The organism is Enterovibrio paralichthyis, from assembly GCF_019209835.1.
Lineage (GTDB): Bacteria > Pseudomonadota > Gammaproteobacteria > Enterobacterales > Vibrionaceae > Enterovibrio > Enterovibrio paralichthyis.
This window is the reverse complement of record NZ_JAHUTS010000013.1, coordinates 35509-58160: the sequence shown is the minus strand read 5'-3', so window position 1 is coordinate 58160 and position 22652 is coordinate 35509. Positions and strand designations below refer to the sequence as shown.

Genomic DNA, 22652 nt, shown 5'->3' with positions numbered 1-22652 from the left:
TTCTTCTGACGTTTCGGTGGCATAAACTTAGCGCTTCGCCAGGCGAATGGCTACAAAAAAGCACCGCCGTTAAGCAGTGCTTTTGGTGTGATGGCCGAAGGCCTAATCCAGCTTGAGCGTTTGTTGTTGAACCAGCTCATCGAGGATTTGTGTGCCGGTTGCACCGGAACTCAAACCCAGATCTGACAGCCCAATATCCCGCAGGACAATGTCCTGAACTTCTGTCCCGTTGGCTGTTTGCGATACGTGAAGGGTCAAACCTTCGCTAGTCACTTCAGGACGGATGTAGTCAAGAAGCTCTTCAATGGTCGACCCACTGCCGACTGTCTCTGGCAGCAGAGCGGAGATATCCAGTTTGTCACCAGTGACACTGTCACCCACTTCGAAATCTGTGACTTCATCTTTGCTTAGGGTTGCCGCATCCACATCTGACGCGCCCCAGGCAAACACGTCATCACCCGCGCCGCCGGTTAACGTATCATCGCCAGATCCGCCCACCAGAATGTCATCGCCCAGTCCACCGGTCAGCGTATCATCGCCATCACCGGCAAAGAGCTGCTCTCCGCTATCGTCAGCTGTCATAACATCATCAGCTTCGGTGCCGAACTGGGTTTTCGTCGCATCGAACACCACCAGTTGCCCTGCCATTAACATGGACTCCAGCACTTCATCCTGAGTCAGTGAACTTGCGTCCATGCCGAGCAACTCGTTGAGTGTATGCCCTTCGACAATGATGTTCTGAATTGCCGAACCTACATTATCAAAGACCTGAATGTGGGTATCACTGCCCACCGTCTGGATATCCAGCCTGTTCGCCAGATCGGTGAAAGTGAGCACACCCTCTGTACTGAATGCATCAGAGATATCAATCACATCAATACCCGGTTCGAAGTCTTTGATGGTGTCGGTAGCGGCACTGCCCGCTGAGCCGAAATCCCCGGCTTGCCAAGTAAAGGTGTCTGATTCACCATCACCCATGCCGCCGATATCGCCTCCCCAGGCTTCATCGTCGCCAGCACCGCCAATGAGAATATCTTCACCCAATCCGCCAACCAGAACATCGTCACCCGCTCCGCCCACCAGTTGGGTATTGTTTGCGTCGTCAACCACCAGATTGTCTGCACTGTTATCCGTATCATTCAGTACAGGTGTGGTTGTGGTATCAACAATGTTCACACCAATGGTCAGAACAGCCTCTTTAGGATCACCATCACCCACATCAGAGCGGGCTGTCACCACAACATCACCGGCTGGTTGGCCGCTGAAGCGCAGGTTGAGATCGGCCAGTGTCAACGTTTGCAGCTCGGCCTGATCAAACGTCCAACTGCCATCACCGTTATCCGTGCCTATGGTATCGCCATTGCCATCCACCAGCTCTCCAACGGTACCCAATCCGCTGAACGTGAGGGTAAACTCGTTATCAATTGGGTCAACCACTGACGCCATCAGCCCCAGCAGAGGTATAAGTGCACCGGTTGCAGCCCGCATGGAAGCCAGTTGTGGCGCAAAGCTAAGCTCTGGCATATCGGATTTTGGTGCAACGACTATTGATACCGTATCACGGTCAAATTTCTGTCCGCCCAGACCGGTATTGCCCCTGTCGCGGGTCGTCATGGTCAGGGTATCGTCACCGGAAGTATTTTCTCCGGCGAATTGATAGTTCACACCCTGCGCCAACAACACATTGATCGCATCAAGGTCACCTTCAAGCGTCAGCACATTGGTGCCCTCTCCGCTGATGGTGATGCTGAGATCGTCCCCGACCAGATCCAACATGCTGCCGGCACCAACAGCAAGCTCAACAAAAACAGTGCCCGTGCCATCAAGGGCATCCACATCCTGAACCGCAAGGTCGGTGATGGTCAGCACTGTGTCTTCTTCCGCTTCGTAGCTGTCCGCCAGAATGTTTACCGGTGCATCGTTTATCGCCGTGACGTTGACCGTCACCTGCTTGTTCACCACATCCGCCGACTCATTGCCGTTGTCTACGGTCTGAATCGCCAAATCCAACACAAACTGGCCGTTAGCATCCTGTGGTGGCACAAAAGTGAGTCCATCAAGCTGCGTGCTGTCGACGGTTACGACGATATCTCCACCGTCTGAAATTTCCGGTGTCACGGTTCCTGTCACGCCCGCTGGCAGGACAATTTTACCGCCATCCGGTACGCCTGAAATCGAGATAAGCAATGTTTCAGGCGCATTTTCTGTGGTGGAAACACCGCTCGGCTGCGTGGCAGGCAGGCTATCCCTGTCATCCTTCGCGGAGATTGACATATCGATATCAATGTCGGTGTCTTCATCACCCGTCACTGCGGATTCCACATAGGCGCTGGCACCGTCGGCCACAGCTTCAAAGCTCACAGTGATTGGCTGGCTTTGACCCTGGATAAACGCCAGTCCTTCTTCTTGCGTGAAGACGGTGAGTACAATATCCACATCCCCACTGAAGTCTTTCGGCGGGTTTAAGGTGATTTCAGACAGGGATGACAAATCACTGACCGCACTGGCGGGGATGATCCACTGTCCATTACCTGCGTTAACCGCAGGCACGGAAAGGGTGAAACCCTGCGGCACATTGGCGATAGAAATAGATGCCAGGCTTTCAGAGCCATCAATATCGGTGAACTCAGCGCCGATATCCCCAAGGGAAATACCGGTGTCTTCTGTCGCTTCGATTTCAATGGTATCGCCATCTGCCACTTCGACGCCTTCGAGGGAGAAGGTCACTTCATCGTGAACCGGTGTAACGTCGAACTTCAGCTCTGTGGTGATGTCCCGCGAGTCTGTGCCCGTGGTCGCCGTATCCGTAATGGTGATTTGCGCATCAATAGTTACCTCACCACTGAAGTCTTGAGCCGGTTTAAAGCGAATATCGCCCAGCTCACTCTCATCCAGCATCAGAAGGTTGGTTTCCGAGTCATCTGGCAATACAAATACACCCATTGAAGGGTCGACGGTCAGAATGGCGGAGGTGATGGTCTCTTCACCGTTCACACTGTCCGTATCTGCCAGCGAACCGCTCAGGTTGAGCGAGATAATACCGTCCTCAAGCGCTTGGCCTGCATAGAAGGCCTCGGTGTCCCCCGGCTCAACAGGCTGCGGTGGCGTTTCATCATTCAGGCCACTGGTTCCATTCACACCCAGTTCGAAGGCCGTCTCCAACGTATTGTCGCTGGGTTGTTCACCTCCGGTCGGCGCGGGCAAATCCACCAGCGGTTTTACGTCCAGCTGGACGGAAGCTGAAGAGGTTTCCGTATCACCGCTTCGGGTGTCGACACTGACAATGGTCAGCGGAATGGTGAGTTCACCGGCATAGTCATCCGGCGGTGTAATGGTGAGACCCGATAGATCCAACCCATCCGGGTATGGGTTACCATTTTCTTTTCTGTCAGGCACTTCGAACACATAGGTGTCGTTGTCGATGTGGTAACGCGCGCCACCAATAACGGTACCCGGTGGAATATCATCACCACTGATCACTATCGTCACTTGGTCAAAGACGAAATCGCCCATCGCACCGTTTGGATAGTTGATCGCAGTCCCCAATGCTTCAAGGGATATTGGGTTGTCTTCCTCACCTTCAATCACAACCGGATCTGTCGGCACGATAACCTGATACGCTTCGTGCGGGCTTTTCGTTGTGTTCTGGTAGTTCAGTGTAATTTGGGCGCTGGAAACCACTTCGGGATTGCTCGCATCCCCCTCGCCCGCATCGCCCTGATCGATAACCATGGCGCTGATGGTGAAGGTTGTGGTGGTCAGATCCGGCGTGTTCGCTGGTGCCACAATGGTGAAATCGTTCGGGTCGTTGACTATCCAGCCCATCTGACCATCGTAAATCGCATTGGTCACGTAGAAGCCTTCAGCAAGATCCGTGATAACTATGCGGACAATCTCTTCACTGGAAGAGGTATCCGGGTGGGTAAACACCACTGCATTGTTGAAGTCGATATGGCCTTTGCTGTCGGTTGTCAGTTCAGTTACTGCCGTGCCAGAACCATCCAGCACCTGGAGCTCACCCTCTTCCGTTTCCACTTTGGCCTGAATGTCGACATTCACCGTACCTGCGATGACTTTCTCGTCCTGGCTGACACCTTCGAAATCTTCCTGGCGCACTGTCACTGTGGTGGTCAGGGTCAAGTCCACATCACTGTGTTCTTCGCGTTTAACCTGCACCTGATAGTCCGCTTCAATTTGCGCTTCGGTGAGGGTGATCTCGCCACCCACAGGGGTGACATCAATGATGTCGCTGCCGTTGTTCAGGCGCACAGAATCTGTGTCCGCAAAGCCTGAAATGGTCGCCCCCACCACTTTTTCCACCACGCCTTGTGCGGTGGAATCCGGCGCGCCGGCAATGGTGAGATCAGGCTGCCAGTTGACCGTGTTCCACGCATCTTCCACCCCTTCCGAGGTTGCGGTATAGGTATCTGCTGCATCCACCACTGGTGGGTCGATAATCACTTCGATGGTGGTATCAATAAAGGTGCTGTCGCCATCGTTCTCCGTTGCCACCAAACGCGTCTGGATGGACAGGTCTTCTGTGGTGTGTGGTGGCAGTTTGAGGTAAACGTCCTTGCCGTTCAGGGCGGCTATATCCACTGAGTAGCTCGGGACAGACATGCCTGAACCGTCGGTCTGCCATCCCGCAAATGCCAGCTCAACATCACTGAATGAGCCGTCACTGTTTTTGACCACCAGCCCCAGGCCTTCCGGTGGGTCGATGATCAGCATGGACAGGGTTTCAGAGGTATCTGACGGCGCTTCCGTTTTCTCACCGGAAATTACCGTGAAATCGACAGCCACCAAACCGTCACCGTTGATACCGTCTTCAGGCACTGTGGTCGACACAACGCCGGTAGTGGCATCGACTTGCCACTGGCCGGGATCCGTCCCCGGATTTTCCACTTCAAATTCCGGCGTATCGGCCACACCGGTCAAAATCACATCCAGTGGCTCTGCAGGAATAATCCGCTCATCGGTCGGTGCGTTTGGCGCACTGTCAACAACAATGCCTTCCACCATCAGGGTGAAGTTTTCATTGCTGTGAACCGGTGGAATGAGTTCCAGCTTGCTGATGTCATCAACCGAAATGCGGTCAGTGTCGGTCAACGGCGTTACCGTGGCACCATCACGCAGTTGCAATACCGCCCCATCCGGAATGTCGTAGATGCGGATAAACAGCGACTCCGAGCCATCGGTATCTGTGCCGAGCGACGTCAGCGAGATTTTGTCAGCCAGGGAAATGGCATCGCCTTCTGCCAAGTCAGGGTCAGGGTTCCCCGCATCTTCGTTGTCGAATACACGGGTGACCGACAAGCGTGCGTTGTCCGCTTGCGGCTCTACACGCAGCGTCAAGTTCACTTCACTCTGCGCTTCTTTGACCACCGCCGGGTCACTTTCAGTCGAAATGACCGTCACTTTCAGCTCAATATCGCCGCTGAAATCGTCGGTCGGAATAAATCGCACTTTGCTCAGTTGCGATGGGTCTTCCAGCACCCAAACGCCATCGGAATTTTGGGTAATGAAGCCGCCTTTCAAAGTGCCTTGATCTGGCGTCAGGGTGAACTCCAGTCGCAAGGTTTCTGACCCATCAGTATCTTGCAGATCGGCGGAAATCAGATCGCCCAGCACAAACTGTGATGGGTCGTTAACAGGCGTGTTGAATGGGTCAAAATCTTCTTTGAGTTCAAACACGCCATCGACCGCTTCACCAATCAAATCAAGGGTTGGCACATCCGCCACACCTTCGACCGTGATGGTCATGGGCGCATCTGCGGTCACTGGCGCATGGCCATTGACTTCCAGCTCGACATCAAACTCAATCACATCACTCCCATCGTAGGAGGAGTAATCCGGGTCTGGCACAAAGGTGACGCCGGTCAAGTCAAAAATCAGGGGCTCACCGGTGCCCTGCGCTTCAAACATGTCCGAAGTCAGGACGATATTGCCATCGATATCCGGCACGAGGGCGACGCCGTTAAAATAGAAGGTACCGCCAATATCACCAGCACTGTCACGGGTAGCCAGAGTCACCTCACCGTTCAGTACCAATCTGCCGGCATCTTCATACGCTTCGCCCAGATCGTTATCACCCAGGTTCAGCTGCAGATTGATTGGAATACCGTTGGCACCGTTTACGCCTTCATCTTCGGTGTCTGTATTGATTTGGCCTTGATCTTCCACACCAATAATGTCGCCGCCGTTATCCGGCGCAACAGTTATGGTCGGCGTCTGATCGTTAATCGTCAGCGCGATTTCACCCTGTGCCTTGTCGCCATCAAAGTCTGTGACTTCGTATTTGATGTTTTGCGTCAGCACTTCTAATGGATTAGCGAGGTTTTGCTCGATGGTAAACGTCAGCTCACCAACCGGTTCGCTGCTGGGGTCGATACTGACGGTTCCCAGTTTTACCGAAGGATCACTTTCCAGGTAGATGTCGATGCTGCTAGGGCGTGTTGTTGACACCTCGACCCATTCGACACCGTTGAAAATCGAGGTAATGAAGGTGGTGCCATCGGCACCGCTCAGGTCTTCCACGCCGGGAACGGTGCCTGGGTTGGTGAGATCAAACACATCGATGGTTGCGGAAACAGCACCGGTGGGCGAGTCGTCCAGCTCCATGGTCAGGTTGCCCTGCGTGTGGGGAATGTCGTCGGTGACGATGATAGGTACCGTGATCTTGCCTGATTCATCGCCATCGGCATCAACGGCAAACGCTTCCAGACTGAAAGTCAGTTCGTTCTCGCCATCGCCCGGCGCATGATCAATGGCTGACAACAATTCGAAGCTGAACGTCCCATCCTGATTGAGGATGACCTTGAACACATCACGTTGCTCGCCGGTACCGTCATCTGCGTGGCCAAAGTAGGTTTTTGGGTACGTCTCCGTTTCAGGGCGCTGCTCTAAGAAGATCGGATATCCACTTGCCAGTATCAGATCGCCGTTAGGGCTTTGAATTCCTTCGACATAGTCAGTCACAAAATTAAAGCCAGTGACGGTATCTCCCGCGACTTTTTCGGTATCAAGTGTCAGCGGCTGACCCGCATCATCAGTATCATCGAAATTCAATGTGCCACTGGCGACCGAGCCTTGGTTGGCGCTGTCACCATCATCAATGCTGCTTTCGTTAACACGCACAGGCTCTGTGAGGCCAACACCGGATGTGGCGGAGTCGTCATCAACCACAGCAAAGGTAAGTACTCTCGCCGCTTCAGACGTTGGGTCGTTAGGGTCAACCAGCAGGTCTCCGTCTGTATCAGCAACCTGAACCGGTACCTTAACCAGAATGCGTTCACCATCTGCCGTCACCAGACCTGAGCTTTGGTCTGCATCCGGATTTTGTGGGTGGATCAGCGGCATAAACTGGGTCAGCTTGGTTTCCAGGTTGATATCAAGCTCACCGGGCGCTTGGTTTGCAGTCAGCACAATTTCAAGCGCGGGCTCTCCACCGACGGTTGCCAGAATCGTAATCACTGGATTTCCATCGCTGTCAGTGGATTCCGTGACCGTCACTGCATCAACGTTGTCACCGTCATTGTTTTTCAGCTCTTCCAGCTCGGCTTTCAGTGCGTCAACTTGGTCGATATACAGGGTTTTCGGATCCAACCGGTCCGTTGCGGCTTCCAGCACCACTGTACCTTCCACTGAATTGGTAACCGGTGTGGTAACACCGTTTGGTGTGCCCTGCTCCGCCAGAGTGAGAATATCGACCTCTTTACCGTCGCCATCCAGACGTTCGCCACCTTGTGCCACTTCACCGTCTTTAATGTTGAAGGTAATTTCTGAACTGTTGCTGACATCGCCGTCCGCGTCAGTCACAGTGAATGGCAGCACAATTGCAGTGTTATCGTCATCTGCATCACCATCGCTGGCGTTGTGCTGGTCGATGGGTTGATATTGCGTCACCTGATATTCGGCTGCCTCACCCGGGGTGGTCGACGGTTCCAGGCTAATTTCGAGGATTTTCTCTGGCGTGCCGCCATTGTCGGTATACAGGGTGATGACGCCGGGAACTGACGTGTCCACCGTGGTCGGTTGGCCATGGCTGGTAATGCCGGCAAACGCTGCTTCCGCAGCAGCGGTATCAAAATTAATGCTCGCGATGGTATCACTGCCCAGATCAATACCATCGTTGCTGGATAGCTGGTTGGTGACCGTGCTGCCGAGCGTTTCTGTGATATCGACTGACGCTTCACTGAGCGAAGGTGCTGCACCATCATCGCTGGTGAGCGAGATGGTTGCGGGGGTTTTCATCAAATCACCGCCGGTATCTGCCACCTGCAGGGGCACATCAATCGCAATACGGTCACCATTCACTTCAATGTATGTGCCGCTGCCAGAGGTGTGGTCAAGTGGACCGGATTGAGTGAGTATGGCGGTAATGTCGAGGTTGTTGCCGTTCTGGGTCGCCACTATTTCCAGCTCGATGAGGGTTTCACCGTTAAGGGTGCCAGTAAGGATAAAAGTGCCGACGCCATTGGCATCAACACTGGTCTGGCGGGTAAATACGATGGCTTCACCGCCGGAGGTTAGCTGTGCCAGCTCCGATTCCAAAGCCGCAAGAGCATCCGGCGCGATCTGCAGTGACCCGGGAAGCAGGCGATCTGTCCCTGCCTCAATCGCAAAGCGCTGGGTATCCGGCGTACCGTAAGGAGACGTATCGAGATCCCCTTCGTCAACGGCCAGTGAAATAAGCTGACCACCCGCGGCATCAACATCTTCCGTTGGGGCGCTAGGATCTTGGGCAATGCCGCCGCTTCCCCCTCGTTCCCCGCCAAGGAAGTCTTCCGGGGAGTCATCACCAGACAATGGACCCAATGTGTCGAAACCGGCCTCGGTCAGTGTGGAATCGTAGTTGTAATTAACAACAATAAAGCCAGCATTGGACGACCCGGCATTCTCACCGGCGGCGGCTTCTTCAAATACTTCAGTCGGGTCGACGCCTTGGGCTATCAGGTTTTGCAATTGGGCTACGTCGAGATCAAACGCGCTGTCACTGTCGAGTGCATCTGGGTTAAAGGTGGCACTGATTGCTGAACTGACGAAACCGCGCTGATTGTCATCAAGGGGCACCAGGCAGGAGGCACATTGGCTATCAACGAAATAACGCTCTCCATCGTGGCTGACAACCAGTGAACTGTTTTCATTTGTCAGCAAGACTTGATTTGGCGCAATCTGCATGCCGGGCTGTAAGGGAGTTATTCTTGAATCATTGTCGACAACGTAAGCTTGTCCCTGTACTTGTTCAACATTTAAACCCGAATCAAACTCATGACCGATCATATTATTATCCCAACCTTCGTTCGCTTTCTAACGCGAATCCATGTCCTAAAAGTTTCATAAGAGTGTAACCAGCCTCTATTTCGCTGTCTTACATCAACTCAACTACTTACATCTCAAGCTCAACATTGAGAATTTTCGAGACACAATACCCGCGTTCACAGCCCTGCTGTGCTCACAGATGACACGGATGACTCTATTAAGATTAGGAAAATCAGCGCTGTTCGTATCAAAATTTAATGAAAGAAATGAAACGAATCCGTCTGTTACCCGTCAAAGCAGGTATAAAAAAGGGTAAACACTTGAATCTAGCGCTTTGCGCCCAGATATAGAGTGGAAGAATAATTAAAGAACAGCTTGGGGGTAGAACCTCATACTGTATCTAATGGAGTAAATATGGCCACACATGTCGGTATTATTGACCAGGATCCAGTCCGTTTGGTCACTGCGCTGCTGCACCGAAAATTCAAGGCCGAGAAAATGATTTTCATTGGTGTTGAGTGTCAGAAACAACAGTACGAACAACTGAGTAAGGTATTGGAACCTAAGGGACTTGAAACTGAGTTCTTCCAGATCCCGTCTGATATCAATATTCCGTTGATCAAGCACAAGATAGAACAACTTGCAGAACGTCTGAAGCAAAGCGGCAGCAAAGTCTTCTTCAATGCCAGTTGTGGATTGCGTCACCGCCTTCTTACCGCCTACGAAATCTTCCGCACCTACCACTGGCCAATCTACGTTATCGAGCCTTTCAGTGACGAGCTTTGCTGGCTGTACCCGGACGGGCAGCAGCAACAGCAGGTGGAAGATCACATCAACATCAGCGATTACCTCACTATCTTCGGCGCACGTTGCGAACTTCCTGATGAAGATGTCCGCAGCGTATTGGACAGCACCATCAAAACGCTGGGTCATAAATGGGCAAGCAATGCCTATGAATTGGGCCCCGGCCTCGCCACGCTGAACTACCTTGCCACCACATGCCGAAAAGAACAGAAGCTGGATGTGGAGTTGAGTGACAAGCAACAAGGCTACCGCGAGCTGGGTATGTTGCTGGATGATCTCAATGAGGCCGGTCTTTCGCACTATGAAAACGGCGTACTGACGTTTTCCAGTGAAGCGGCGCGCCGTTTTGCTAACGGCGAATGGCTGGAATGGTATGTTCACCACATCGTGGAAGAGATCAAACATGAGCTGTTAACCATTCAGGATCTGTCGCTGGGCGTACAGGTTTACCGCCAGATTGGTGAACGCGAAGTGCGAAATGAACTTGATGTCGCGACCGTGGTAAACAACAAGCTCCACATTATCGAATGTAAAACCAAGGGCATGTCGAGCGACGGTGATGATACGCTGTATAAGCTGGAATCTATCCGCGACCTGCTTGGTGGTCTGCAGGCGCGCGCCATGCTGGTCAGCTTCCGCCCATTGCGCCAGCACGACATTACCCGCGCAACGGATTTAGGATTGGCATTGATTGGCCCAGACCAACTTTCTGATCTGAAAACCCACCTGCACGAGTGGTTCCTGGCCGCAGGCGGTGCACGTAACGACGTATTTGCTTAACCTTTTAATAAGCAAAAGAAAAGCCGGCATAAGCCGGCTTCTTCATTTGTACCCGTCGTTACGCATTCAGCAGTTTACGGGCTGACTCCACCACTACCTTGATAGAGCGCGCTTCTGTCTCGGCAAGCGTGGCGTGATCCGGAATTTCTTTCTGGGTACGGTTGATAATAACGCCCGCCACACAACCCGCTTTCAAACCAGAGCTAGCGCACATGGTCAGCAAAGTCGCGGATTCCATTTCAAAGTTCAGCACACCCATTTCCTGCCATTCTTGCATTGAACCCTGGAAGCGGCGCACTACACGGCCACTGAAGGTGTCATAGCGCTCCTGACCCGGATAGAAGGTGTCGCTTGATGCTGTTACGCCAGTGTGCACGGCCGCGCCAGATTCATCCGCTGCCGCTTTCATGGCAGTAGCGACATCAAAGTCTGCAACAGCCGGGAACTCCATAGGTGCAAAGTGCAGTGACGCGCCATCAAGACGGACAGAGCCAGTGGTAACGATCATGTCGCCCACGTTGATATTTGGCTGGATAGCGCCGGTTGTGCCCACACGCAGGAAAGTACGCACGCCCAGTTGTGCAAGCTCTTCCACCGCAATAGATGTTGAAGGACCACCAATACCGGTCGAGCAAACCACGACAGAGTGACCATCGAGCTTCGCCAGAAACACAGTGTACTCACGGTGGCTGGCAAGAAACTTCGGTGAGTCCATCAGGTTGGCAATTTTCTCCACACGCGCCGGATCGCCCGGAATAATTGCCATGGTTGCGCCGTCCAGATCAGACTTGGTGACACCCAGATGGAATACGGTTTGCTCGGTCATGGTTATCTCCTCACTCTCAAATATTCGCGTCTCTAACTGACTGCAGTCAGAGAAGTATTGGAATCATGCGCCCTGCAATTCAGAGCGCATGTTGATGTTGTTACCATACCGAACAGCGGGAAAATAAAAGTGACTCACCTCACCTTTGAAATATTTTCATTTCATTACATTTCAATGTGGAGTGATCTAGATCGACTTATTTAACGCTATCTCCCCTTTCCGCTGCGGCGTTGTTTGTACTTCACCGCTCTTAAATCGAAGCAAGCGGAGTGCATTGAGTGTTACCAATGCTGTCGCACCGGTATCTGCCAGCACAGCAACCCACAGGCCGGTGATACCAAGCACACTGGTGACCAGAAATACCGCTTTCAAACCAATAGCAAGGGTGACATTTTGTCTTACATTTGCCATGGTGGCGCGCGACAAGGCGACGATATCGGGAATACGTTCAATACGGTTTGAACTCAGGGCGATATCCGCAGTTTCCAGAGCTACATCCGTACCACCACCCATTGCGATCCCAATGGTTGCCGCTTTCATTGCCGGCGCATCGTTAATCCCATCCCCCACCATGGCGACACTTTGGGTCTTCGCGATCTCATTAATCGCATCGACCTTGCCTTCCGGCATCAATCCGGCGCGGTAATCCATCTTAAGGCTACCTGCTAAACCAGCGGCCGCTTTCGGGTTGTCACCGGTTAGCATCACGGTGTGCAGGCCTTTTTGGTTCAACTGGTCGATGGTTTCAAACGATGCCGCTCTCAATTCATCACGCCAGGCAAACGCGCCTTTTGCGGTGCTTTCTTCAAACAGCACGGCGACGGTTTTGCCGCTCTCTGCGAGCGCCTGTGCTTCCTGCATCTGCTGTTGGTTGATGCTGTGATGAGACTCAAGTTTATCCAGCGCAACCAGCGAAACCGCTATACCCTCGACAACACCGGAAACCCCTTTGCCCGCCTCTGCCGAGATATTGTCGGCCTTGAGGATTGAAACCCCTGCCTCTTCTGCTTTGTCCACCAGCGCTTTTGCCAATGGGTGATGTGAGCCTTGCTCAATCGCTGCAGCAAGAGACAAGAGGAAACTTTCATCACCCTGCCAGGTGACTACATCTGTCACCACTGGCTTCCCTTCAGTCAGGGTGCCGGTCTTGTCAAAAGCAACCCATTCCACTTTGCTGAGCGCTTCCAGCGCTGCGCCGCCTTTGAACAAGGCACCAAAGCGCGCAGCTGTGGCAAGACCGGATGTCATGGCCGCGGGTGTTGAAATGACCAGGGCACACGGGCAAGCAATCAACAACAGTGCCAGTCCACGGTAGACCCAGGTATCCCAGCTTTCAGCGAAGAACACAGGTGGAATGGTGACAACCAATGCGGCAACCAGAATCATCAGCGGTGTATACCAGCGGCTGAAGCGGTCAATAAAACGTTCAAACGGTGCGCGACGGGATTCCGCCTCTTCAATCAAGGTGAGGATGCGGTCGATAGCACTTTCACCTTGTTTGGAAACCACTTCCATTTCCACAACGCGATCAACAGACAAGGCACCGGCAGGCACTTTTTCACCGCGCTGTTTCACCACGGGAATCGACTCTCCCGTCAGTGCGCTCAAATCAAAACTGGCGTTGTCTTCATGTAAAACGGCATCGGCAGGTAAACGCCCGCCCGGTGCAATTTCAACCCTATGTCCGGGTTCCAGTGAGGAAACTGGCACCGTTTCACGGCGGCCGTCGGGATGTTTGCGGACAATGTCTTCCGGCACCAGCGCCATCAAGGATTGAATCCCTTTGCGTGCTTTAGAGGCGGCAAACCCTTCCAGACGTTCACCTATCAAGAACAATACGAGCACCATGGCCGCTTCTAACGTTTCACCAAGGTAGAGCGCGCCAAATGCCGCAATGGACATCAGCATTTCAATGGAGAAAGGAGAACCGTTACGGGCTAATGTGAACGCTTTTTTGGTGATAGGCATTAAGCCCAGAATGGTGGCTACCGTAAACAGAATAGCGCCAGTATCCGGCTGCCAGATGGAGACGATGCCTGCAATTGCCATGACGGCGATAAGCGAAAAGAGTATCCCGTCACGCTTGATGTTGTCCCAAAGCGTCAACGTTTCGATATCGGCAGGTTTACGGGAAATATCCACCAGCGGAAAACCGGTTTTTTCAGCACGTTGTTTAATGGCTTCTGCTAAGTCGGCGGGCGCAGACTGTTCAGCTTCTACCACCAGTTTCTGGCTGGAGAACCTGACTTGAACGCTTTTCACGCCATCAAGACGCGACAGTGCAGCTTCAAGCTTACCTGCGCAGCTGGGGCAGTCCATTTTGGTCACCTGCCAGACAAGGTTGCAGGATGAGACAGGGACGTTATCTTCTGCTTGAGCTTCGCTGCTGCAGCTATGATTGCTGCAACAGCCATGCGACTCAGGATCAGCAGTGTCAGACTCCGCTGATTCTGTGCCGGAGCACGATGAATGGCTGTGGCTGCTGGAAGCACTGCATGCTCCCGTCCCGGTGTTTGTCTCGGGCACAGCAGCGTGCTGGATGGTTTGATTACACTTAGTTGAATGGCATGAATGACACATAAAGGACTCTCCTTTTCTCATTGATGCCTACAGTCTAAACCTTGGAGATAACTCCAAGGTCAAGACGTTTTGTCAAAGTATTGCTCTTTATTTCAACCGATCCAGAATCACCTGGGTATCAAGCACTTCCTGATAGTCACGGTAATCCAGACCGGCATCAAAAACATACTGGGTTGCCAGACGCTTCGCTGCATCAAGCAAGGCATCCGCCTTCCAAGGCTTTTCAAAGTAGCGTTCAATTGCCGCATTGTTTATCGCTTCAATGGTATCGGCATGGGTTGCCTGACCGGTTAACAGTATTTTGCGGGTATGGCGAAAACGTGGATCCAGAGACACTTCTGTCAGCAATTCGACACCGGTTTTTTCTGGCATGACATGGTCAGAGATAATGAGCGCGACGTGCTCGCCTTCCGCATCCAGCTCGTCAATAAGATCCAATGCTTCATCCGCAGATTCACAATCTTCAATATGAAAGGCAACCGAAAGGGAAGCGAGATCTTTCAGTACGGCATCCAGCACTTCACGCTGATCATCAACACAAATAATGTTTACCTTTTCCATCTGTTTCCCCAGTTACTGTTATAGGAAATTAATCTGGTGCAGTATCCACACCATCACAAAGCTGAGTGCAACACCTACAATACCCAATATCACACCGACTTTAGCCATTTGATTGCTGTTTACATGACCGGTAGCATGCGCCAGTGCATTCGGCGGAGTACTGATAGGTAAAGACATACCGAGCGACGCTGCAAACGTCACAATCAGGATCAGGGTTGTTTCACCGCCAAGGGGTGCCAATGACGTCATGGAGAATCCAAGCGCCGCCATAATTGGCATCAGTAAGTTAGCCGTAGCAGTGTGGGACATAAAGTTGGCCATGATCAGACAAAGTGCCGCCGCACCCACCAAGACAAGCTCTGCCGCATAGTTTTCAAAAGGAATGCTGTGTACCAGCAAACTGGCCAGCCCCGTTTTATCCAGCGCAAGACCCAACGCGAAACCACCTGACACCAGCCAAAGCACGTCCCAAGACACTTTCTTTAGGTCTTCTTTGTTGATGATCCCCGTCATGGAGAATACCGCGACAGGAATAAGGGCAACCGTGTAAGAGTTCATGCCATGGCTTGAACCCATCAACCACAGCAATACGGTAACAGCGAATGTGACGTATACGGTGATCGCTTTCGGTGTTTTCAGGAAACGCCCTTTAATCGAAAGGCTGATTGATGATTCATCGGAAGGAAACATAAAGCTTAGCAATGCCCAGGCCAGAACCAGCATCACGACCACGAATGGGACACCGAATGCCATCCATTCACCAAAGGTGATCATGTTTTCCGCCGAGATATATTTCAGTGCGATAGCATTTGGCGGCGTGCCGATTGGGGTTCCGATACCACCGATGTTTGCAGCAACAGGAATTGACAACGCAAAGGCAATTTTACCCGGATCATTGGGTTTAAATATCGCCAGGATCGGCGTAAGTATCGCCAACATCATGGCCGTGGTCGCCGTGTTAGACATAAACATGGAGAACACGGCGGTGATCAACATTAAACCGGCCATCACCATTTTCGGTTGGTGACCGAATGGTTTGAGCAGCACCCTGGCAAGGTTGATATCCAGACGGTATTTGGTCGCCGCCATAGCGAGGAAGAAACCACCCAGAAACAGCATGATAATCGGGCTTGCAAACGTTGCCATAATGCTGGTGTAGTGCAATGACTCACCAAATGCTGGGGTACCTGCGTCAGCCCGGAACCAGATAAGCCCCTTGTCCGAAAGAAAGAGAAGTTCCAGAACGATAACCACCACGGATGTGGCATAAATGGGGATGGGTTCCAGCACCCAGCAAAGCGCGGCCAACAAGAACAGTGCAATTGCGCGTTGCTGCATGACGGTGAGTGTCTCGAAAGGAAATACTGATGCCGGTAGCAGCACCACAATCAAAGGAATTAAAACCGGTAGAAGGTATTTTGCCTGAATGCGCATAATCGCTCGTCGTCCCTAAAAAGCAAAGGCTCACACTCCGTGAGCAATAGGGATCATTCTGCGCGTATTGATGTCAGGAAGCCCTGAAATAGATCAATAAACAGGCAGCCAATTCAGTCAGTTACCTTCCTTCTGTTTTTCCGGTTTCACTGTCTGCGATAAGTTCCTCAACCTCATCTGCCATCACTTCACGACAACTGGTTAAGCCCGCCGCTGGCACCATGGGCTCTACCGGCACCAAATCTTCTTCTTTCAGCTCATGATCACGTGCCAGTTGGTCAATAAGACGTTTAACCAGAACATAGCCAGCAATCCCAAACAAAATTGAACCGATAGCCTGCCCTATCAACACACCTTCTGCCCCTGCAATATGCCCTCCGACATAAACAAACGGGATGGTGCCGACAGTCGCTTTACCAAGGTTCAAAATGGTTGACCAGGCTGGGCGGTTAAGGTTGTTAAACGCTGCATTGGAAATAAACAGCGTGCCATTGAAAATGAAAGTGATAGCGATATAAGTGCAAAACAGGGTGATGATTGACGCGGCGTCACCATCCAGGCTGAACGCCTTCACAATCAGGTTTTGTGCTAAATAGAGAATGACAGCGACAGCAATGCAGTAACCGGTGACAAATTTGGTGGAATCGCTCAGAGTCCGGCGAACGCGGTCAAACCGTAGTGCGCCGTAATTTTGACCGAGGATAGGTCCCACCGCGCCGGATAGTGAAAAAATCAGGGCAAACGAGACAGGTAACAGCCGCCCCATAACCGCATAACCCGCAACATAATCTGCACCAAACTTTGCAATTTGAGCTGTCACTATGGCGTTACCTATGGGTGTAGCTGTGTTGGTAATAATTGCAGGCCCCGCAATGCCCACTATCGCGCGAGCATGGTTTTTCATGTCTGTCATACTGGGCGTAGCGATAAGGTCGTGTTTTTTATATACCGCTTGGAAAGCCACACCGAATAGGACAAAACGGGAAATCAAAGACGCGGTTGCAGCACCTTCAACCCCCATCGAAAGACCGAAAATAAAGATAGGATCCAAAATGGCGTTAACTGCGCCTGCGGCTAAGGTCGCTGACATTGAACGCTTGGCATCCCCTACTCCGCGAAGTGCCGCACCACCCGCCATCCCCATTGCCATAAGGGGAGCACCGGGTAACAAGATATGCAGAAAGTCCGCTGCCTTTTCGGCGGCTTCACCGGTCGCACCTATCAGGGAAAGGATCGGCGTAAGAAACAGCAATATCACAGCAACAGTAACAATGCTGACCAAGGCAGAAAAAATCATCACACTGGCGGTCATCCGCCTGGCCTGATCTTTGTCACCCGCGCCCAATGCGCGACTGACCAAGGCGCCCATGGCAATCGAGGTACCAATCGACACGGACGTGGAAAAAAAGACAATGGTTCCCGCAAAACCAACCGCTGCCGCCAACTCGACCTGACCCAGTAAGCTGATAAAAAACATGTCTGCCAGATCGACAAGAAAAAGTGCCATGAGGCCGACTGCACCGGATGTGGACATAATGGTAATGTGGCGCATGATTGAGCCGGTGAGAAATTTCGCTTGCTGCTGACCTGGCATAGCCTTCCCTGATTGTACATCCCTGAAACTGATTGGCGCCTGCGGCTTACCCCACTCATTCCACGCCAATCAATGATGGAACAATGGCCTAAAATGGCCGTTTATCTTGTCACAAAAAAAAGGTGCTACAAGCACCTTCTTTGATACAAGTTATTCAAATTATTTGAAGGACTAAACCTGATGATGGAAGCAGTCGTCAATTTGGGTCGCGATTGCCCGTAAGATGTCGCGCCGAGAAATGACACCGATCAGTCTGTCGTCTTCATCCACCACAGGGTAAACCTTCGGTTTGGCAGGAAGCATCTCTTCAGCCAGCTTAATCACGCTTTCATCCGGACTCACTGTTTTTACGTCGCCTCGCATACAGTCCGCAACGTTGTCACTGTCCTGACAGTAATAACCTACACGAAGCAGTTTATGAATAAGGTCTTGTTCAGATAAAAAACCCACGACGTGGTTGTTGTCATCGACAACAGGACCGCCTGTTTGCTGCGCATTCAACATTTTTCCCATGGCGATCGATAGCGGCATGGAAACTTTAAACGTGACAGGTCGTTTGTTCATGTAATCTTTGACTTTTATCGACTCCATGCATCCCCCTGGTTATGAGACATTTTTATAGAACAGGGAATAAATCTCTGTGCTTAACAACTACAGTTTCGTCCAAGATGATAAAAATACTAGCCAAGATGAAAGTAATTTTACGCTTTGTCACAAATGAAAGAGCGATGCGACGGAAATTTGCAAAAACCCATAAAAAAGCCAGTACATCTATGTACTGGCTCAGTTTTTATAGAGGGTGTTACATGAACATCATCATCAGCAGACCAATCGGTACACGCTGGCCACTCGGCGAAACAGCCTGATCGCCTTCAATTTTCGCTGTGAGCGTCATTCCATCGGCGGTTTCGCTGATAAAACCATAAGGCTCAAGGTTTGCAATAGACGCGGAAATCTCTGGTACACCATTCACATACGCAGCAGGCACATTCACAAACAAGTTGCCTTTCAACTTACTGGTCAGCAAAGTAATGTTCTGGGTAACACTGCCTAAACCTGGCTCGATAGTCAGGTCAAATCTGGCATTAACATTACCTTCCGGTGTGTCCATTTCCAGTGGCAGGATTTCGAACGTCAGGCCTTTCTCCACCAGAGTGTCCAGCACGGTAACCAGCTTGTTGACGTCTTCTTCGCTTGGCTCCTCTCCCATTGCATCAGACATGGTCGCCAATGTAATCAGGGATTGGTAGTCAAGCTTCAACAAATTCATGCCAAATTTGAAATTCTGCAGAGACAGGATGTTAGGAACATCTATTTCCTGGAAAGAGAGTGTGTTGATACTGTCTATGCGCAGTGCATCTTTAGTGGCGGTCGCCACATCACTGCCGTCAGTGGTGACAACCACATTTTTTGCATTCACACCAAGGTTGGCGATATCAATGGTTTCGCCATCAATGGTAAAAGCGCTCTTTGAAATGTTGAATTGCTGGACACCTACCCACATTTCATCGACCATTTTACCTTGACCACTGCCAGTGATTTCATTGAACGACAGTGTTTCATCTTCTGGTGAGACTATGGTCAGGTTGGGCATTTCCATTTCAAACACAATGTTGCGGTCTTTATCAACAGTGCCTGAAATATTGGCCGGTGAACTGGTGATTTTGAAATCTTCATTGTCCCCATCCATCGCGCGGACAGTGACATCTAGCTGCGTATCACCAAATAGAGAGGTTTCGCTAACGATTGTCAGAGGTGACTCATCACCCTGCCAGAGTTTTTCAGTCAATGATGTCAGTTCGGGTGTCATACCCAATGTTGAGATTGAGCTAACACCCAACAGACCATGCTCGACATGACTGAGAATGGTGTAGCTGCTTGGCAAGCCTTCACTTTCATACAACGCTTTCATTTCGCCGGTCAGGGATAAGCGCGTTACCACGTCAGACGACAAATACCCACGGTCATAGGACTCAGTTTCGACGGTCAAGTACGGAGACTTCATGCTCTCAATTTCTTGCTCGTACAGGGATTGTCCAATTTGTCCCGTAGCAAATGGCCAAATCGCCCCAATCGCTACTGCACCCGCAATAGCCGCATATTTTCCAAATATCATTTTTACTCCGTAGCATCCGGCTTTAGTTCGCAAAAAGTGTAAACCAAACGGCCACATAACCCCATGGGAAGTTGAGGTTTCAGAAAGTTATGTACCAGTTTGCAGCGTTCTTCTCAGCTTGAAGACGCCCAAAAAGATACACTCTCACAAAATACGGACATACGGTATCAACATGAACCAGCGAGTCATCCTTTGTCTGGACGACGACCCTTCTGTTTTAGCCCAAATTGAACGCGAGCTTTCGCGTTTCAACGAGCTGTTTGACATTATTTGCGCCACCAGCGCAGGCGCTGCAAATGAAATTCTTGAATCGCTTCAGGCGGCCGATCGTCGCGTGGCTCTGTTTATCTGCGACCACACCCTTGGTGAAGATGAAGGCATTAACCTTCTAATCAACATTGATAACCACCCTGCGTCCCACGGTGCACGCACTGTTTTGATGAATGACCAGCCGGATCTGGAAAAAATCATGCAGGCAGTGAACGAAGGCCGTCTCAACTACTGCATGACAAAGCCTTGGGCAGACAACGAACTGATCACCATTGCAAAGAAAGAGCTGACACAATATGTCCTCACCTTTTGCAACGACGACCTGCTCAAGTATTGCTATATGCTTGACCAAAAAAGGCTGCTCGATGCCCACATCGAAAACAAGCTGGCGAAATACCGGCACGGCTTTATCGAATCTTCCTTGGGCGTATCGGACGAAGACCTTGCCAAAGAACTGATTGATGGCATTGATGACTTTTTTGGCGCGAACAATGACCATCACGTCAACCGCACTTACAGCGAAAACCATATCCTGACCCATGAAGGCAAACCCAATACCTTCCTGTGGTTTGTGGTTGAAGGTGAAGTTGCGCTGATAAAACGCGATGAAACCGGTGCCGCACATGAAGTGGCGAGATTAGGGCAAGGCAGCTTGATTGGGGGCATGTCATTTGTGACGGGGGATGTCTCGTTTTCTACTGGCATTACACTAAAACCCACCCGGGTGTTAAAGCTCAACCGCTCCCTCTTTTCTGAGGTAATGCGTGCGCGCAACGACCTGCTACCGCTGTTTTCCAGTTACCTACTGAGACACTTCAACCGTCGCCTCAAGCGAAGCATCAATACGGAAGTCAAACTCCAGCAGACGTTGCTCTCGCTCGAGCAGGCGCACAAACAGCTGATGGAAAAAGAGAAAATGGCCATGCTTGGTCAGCTAGTGGCCGGGGTTGCCCATGAGCTGAACAATCCCGTGTCTGCCATTTTGCGCAACAGCGATACGCTGAAAGACAATATCGGCACCCTGATCAATGTCGAACTCGCGGATGATGCAAGGGACAAGGCAAACCAAATCATGGCCAATGCCCTGCTCTCCCGTCCGGTTTCTACCGCCGATGCACGTAAAATGGCGAAAGAAATTGAACCCATGATTGGCAACCGCAACCTGGCGCGTAAAGCGGTCAACATGGGGCTAATTGACGGGGCGGAAATCCAACGATGGAACAAACAGTTGGGGAGTGAATTTCATAACACCCTCAACCAATGGGATATGTTCCAACAGGCAGGGAGTTTGCTTCGTTCAACCAACGTCTGCGCCCAGCGGATTGCCGACATGGTAAAGAGCCTCAAAACCTATGCCCGACAGGATGATGAAACCATGCACGAGGTGGATATTCATGAAGGCATTGAAGACACCCTGATCATGTTTGAGAACCAGCTAAAACGTATCAAGCTGGTCAAAGATTATGGGGACCTCAGGCCAATCCGCTGCAAACCCATCGCGCTGCAACAGGTATGGACAAACCTTATCTCCAACGCGCTGGACGCTATAAGCCAAAACGGTGAAATTCATGTAACCACCCGCGAAACCGTTTTTCGCAGCAGGAAGGCAGTAAAAGTGACGGTGCGGGATAACGGCTCAGGTATTCCTGAATCCATCAAGAATAAGATTTTCGAATTAAATTACACCACCAAACGGGAAGGCCATTTTGGCCTGGGAATTGGCCTGTCAGTTTGCCGACAAATCGTTGAGCATCACGGCGGAACCATCTCTGTCAGTTCGTCACCCGGTGAGTTTACGGCAATGACAGTGACCCTACCTTACACCCAAATAATCACGCCATTAATGGAGGAACAATGAACAAGTACCTGATTTTGTGCGTGGATGATGAACGCGACGTTCTGGACAGCGTGGTCAATGATCTGGCAGAACTGGAAGAACATTTCGTGATTGAAGCAGCAGAGTCCGTCGCAGAAGCGAGAGAAATCCTGGCAGAAGCCAACGCCGATGAACTGCAACTGGCACTGATCCTCTGTGACCATATTATGCCGGAAGATCTGGGGGTCGATTTTCTTATCGAACTCAGCCAGTCACCGGCTACTGCAGCGGCAAGAAAACTGCTGTTGACCGGTCAGGCTGGCCTTGAAGAGACCATTCAGGCAGTGAATCACTCCAGCCTGGATTACTATATTGCGAAGCCTTGGCAGGGGGATGCGTTGAGAAACGTGGTCATTGATCAATTGAGCACTTTTGTTATCCAACAAGACCCAAATCTGATGCCCTGGATCAGTGTGCTGGATGCTGAACGCATCCTGAAAGCGATCAGTGATAACCGTCTAAACTATTCAGATAATTAGTGCCAAGCCCTATTGTCAGAATCGTTAAACAGATAGTGCTCACTAATTGGCGAATTTTTGCCTAATTTTGA

11 protein-coding genes are annotated in these 22652 nt (G+C 51.3%); 3 read left to right on the top strand and 8 right to left on the bottom strand.

The annotated features are described in order from the left end of the window. Positions 1-102: 102 nt before the first annotated feature. Entirely contained in the window at positions 103-9282 is a 9180-nt protein-coding gene (locus tag KU854_RS15405) for a retention module-containing protein (protein WP_218359342.1), read from the bottom strand. Between the two features lie 393 nt (positions 9283-9675). On the opposite strand from KU854_RS15405, the gene KU854_RS15400 reads away from it, so the two are divergent. Then, complete coding sequence (locus KU854_RS15400; protein WP_218359341.1) at positions 9676-10845, top strand: Card1-like endonuclease domain-containing protein; 1170 nt, start codon at positions 9676-9678, stop codon at positions 10843-10845. Between the two features lie 58 nt (positions 10846-10903). Here the strand turns inward: KU854_RS15400 and udp are convergent, their stop codons facing one another. The 7 genes from udp to KU854_RS15365 form a co-directional block, all read right to left on the bottom strand. Next, the gene (gene udp, locus KU854_RS15395; protein WP_218359340.1) at positions 10904-11671 is read right to left on the bottom strand and encodes a uridine phosphorylase; all 768 of its coding nucleotides are present in this window, start codon (positions 11669-11671) and stop codon (positions 10904-10906) included. 186 nt (positions 11672-11857) lie between these two features. After that, positions 11858-14251, bottom strand: a complete 2394-nt coding sequence (locus KU854_RS15390) for a zinc/cadmium/mercury/lead-transporting ATPase (RefSeq protein WP_218359339.1) — start codon at positions 14249-14251, stop codon at positions 11858-11860. 87 nt (positions 14252-14338) lie between these two features. After that, positions 14339-14812, bottom strand: coding sequence for a response regulator (locus KU854_RS15385; RefSeq protein ID WP_218359338.1), 474 nt, complete (start codon positions 14810-14812; stop codon positions 14339-14341). A gap of 18 nt (positions 14813-14830) precedes the next feature. Continuing rightward, positions 14831-16246: an SLC13 family permease gene (locus KU854_RS15380; RefSeq protein ID WP_218359337.1), complete on the bottom strand. Its 1416-nt coding sequence runs from the start codon at positions 16244-16246 to the stop codon at positions 14831-14833. Between the two features lie 121 nt (positions 16247-16367). Continuing rightward, positions 16368-17840, bottom strand: coding sequence for an MATE family efflux transporter (locus tag KU854_RS15375; RefSeq protein ID WP_218359336.1), 1473 nt, complete (start codon positions 17838-17840; stop codon positions 16368-16370). A 171-nt stretch (positions 17841-18011) separates the two neighbouring features. Further along, positions 18012-18431: a CBS domain-containing protein gene (locus tag KU854_RS15370; RefSeq protein ID WP_218359335.1), complete on the bottom strand. Its 420-nt coding sequence runs from the start codon at positions 18429-18431 to the stop codon at positions 18012-18014. Positions 18432-18642: 211 nt separating this feature from the next. Continuing rightward, positions 18643-19956: a DUF945 family protein gene (locus KU854_RS15365; RefSeq protein WP_218359334.1), complete on the bottom strand. Its 1314-nt coding sequence runs from the start codon at positions 19954-19956 to the stop codon at positions 18643-18645. A gap of 172 nt (positions 19957-20128) precedes the next feature. Here KU854_RS15365 and KU854_RS15360 point away from each other — a divergent pair, with 172 nt between their 5' ends. Beyond that, the gene (locus KU854_RS15360; protein WP_218359333.1) at positions 20129-22084 is read left to right on the top strand and encodes a hybrid sensor histidine kinase/response regulator; all 1956 of its coding nucleotides are present in this window, start codon (positions 20129-20131) and stop codon (positions 22082-22084) included. Further along, positions 22081-22581, top strand: a complete 501-nt coding sequence (locus tag KU854_RS15355; RefSeq protein ID WP_218359332.1) for a response regulator — start codon at positions 22081-22083, stop codon at positions 22579-22581. The genes KU854_RS15360 and KU854_RS15355 overlap by 4 nt, the downstream gene beginning before the upstream one ends. Positions 22582-22652: the final 71 nt, after the last annotated feature.

Coding starts and splice junctions, on each gene's coding strand:
- KU854_RS15405 (WP_218359342.1), bottom strand. CDS start 9,282: ATGATCGGTCATGAGTTTGATTCGGGTTTAAATGTTGAACAAGTACAG.
- KU854_RS15400 (WP_218359341.1), top strand. CDS start 9,676: ATGGCCACACATGTCGGTATTATTGACCAGGATCCAGTCCGTTTGGTC.
- udp (WP_218359340.1), bottom strand. CDS start 11,671: ATGACCGAGCAAACCGTATTCCATCTGGGTGTCACCAAGTCTGATCTG.
- KU854_RS15390 (WP_218359339.1), bottom strand. CDS start 14,251: ATGTGTCATTCATGCCATTCAACTAAGTGTAATCAAACCATCCAGCAC.
- KU854_RS15385 (WP_218359338.1), bottom strand. CDS start 14,812: ATGGAAAAGGTAAACATTATTTGTGTTGATGATCAGCGTGAAGTGCTG.
- KU854_RS15380 (WP_218359337.1), bottom strand. CDS start 16,246: ATGCGCATTCAGGCAAAATACCTTCTACCGGTTTTAATTCCTTTGATT.
- KU854_RS15375 (WP_218359336.1), bottom strand. CDS start 17,840: ATGCCAGGTCAGCAGCAAGCGAAATTTCTCACCGGCTCAATCATGCGC.
- KU854_RS15370 (WP_218359335.1), bottom strand. CDS start 18,431: ATGGAGTCGATAAAAGTCAAAGATTACATGAACAAACGACCTGTCACG.
- KU854_RS15365 (WP_218359334.1), bottom strand. CDS start 19,956: ATGATATTTGGAAAATATGCGGCTATTGCGGGTGCAGTAGCGATTGGG.
- KU854_RS15360 (WP_218359333.1), top strand. CDS start 20,129: ATGAACCAGCGAGTCATCCTTTGTCTGGACGACGACCCTTCTGTTTTA.
- KU854_RS15355 (WP_218359332.1), top strand. CDS start 22,081: ATGAACAAGTACCTGATTTTGTGCGTGGATGATGAACGCGACGTTCTG.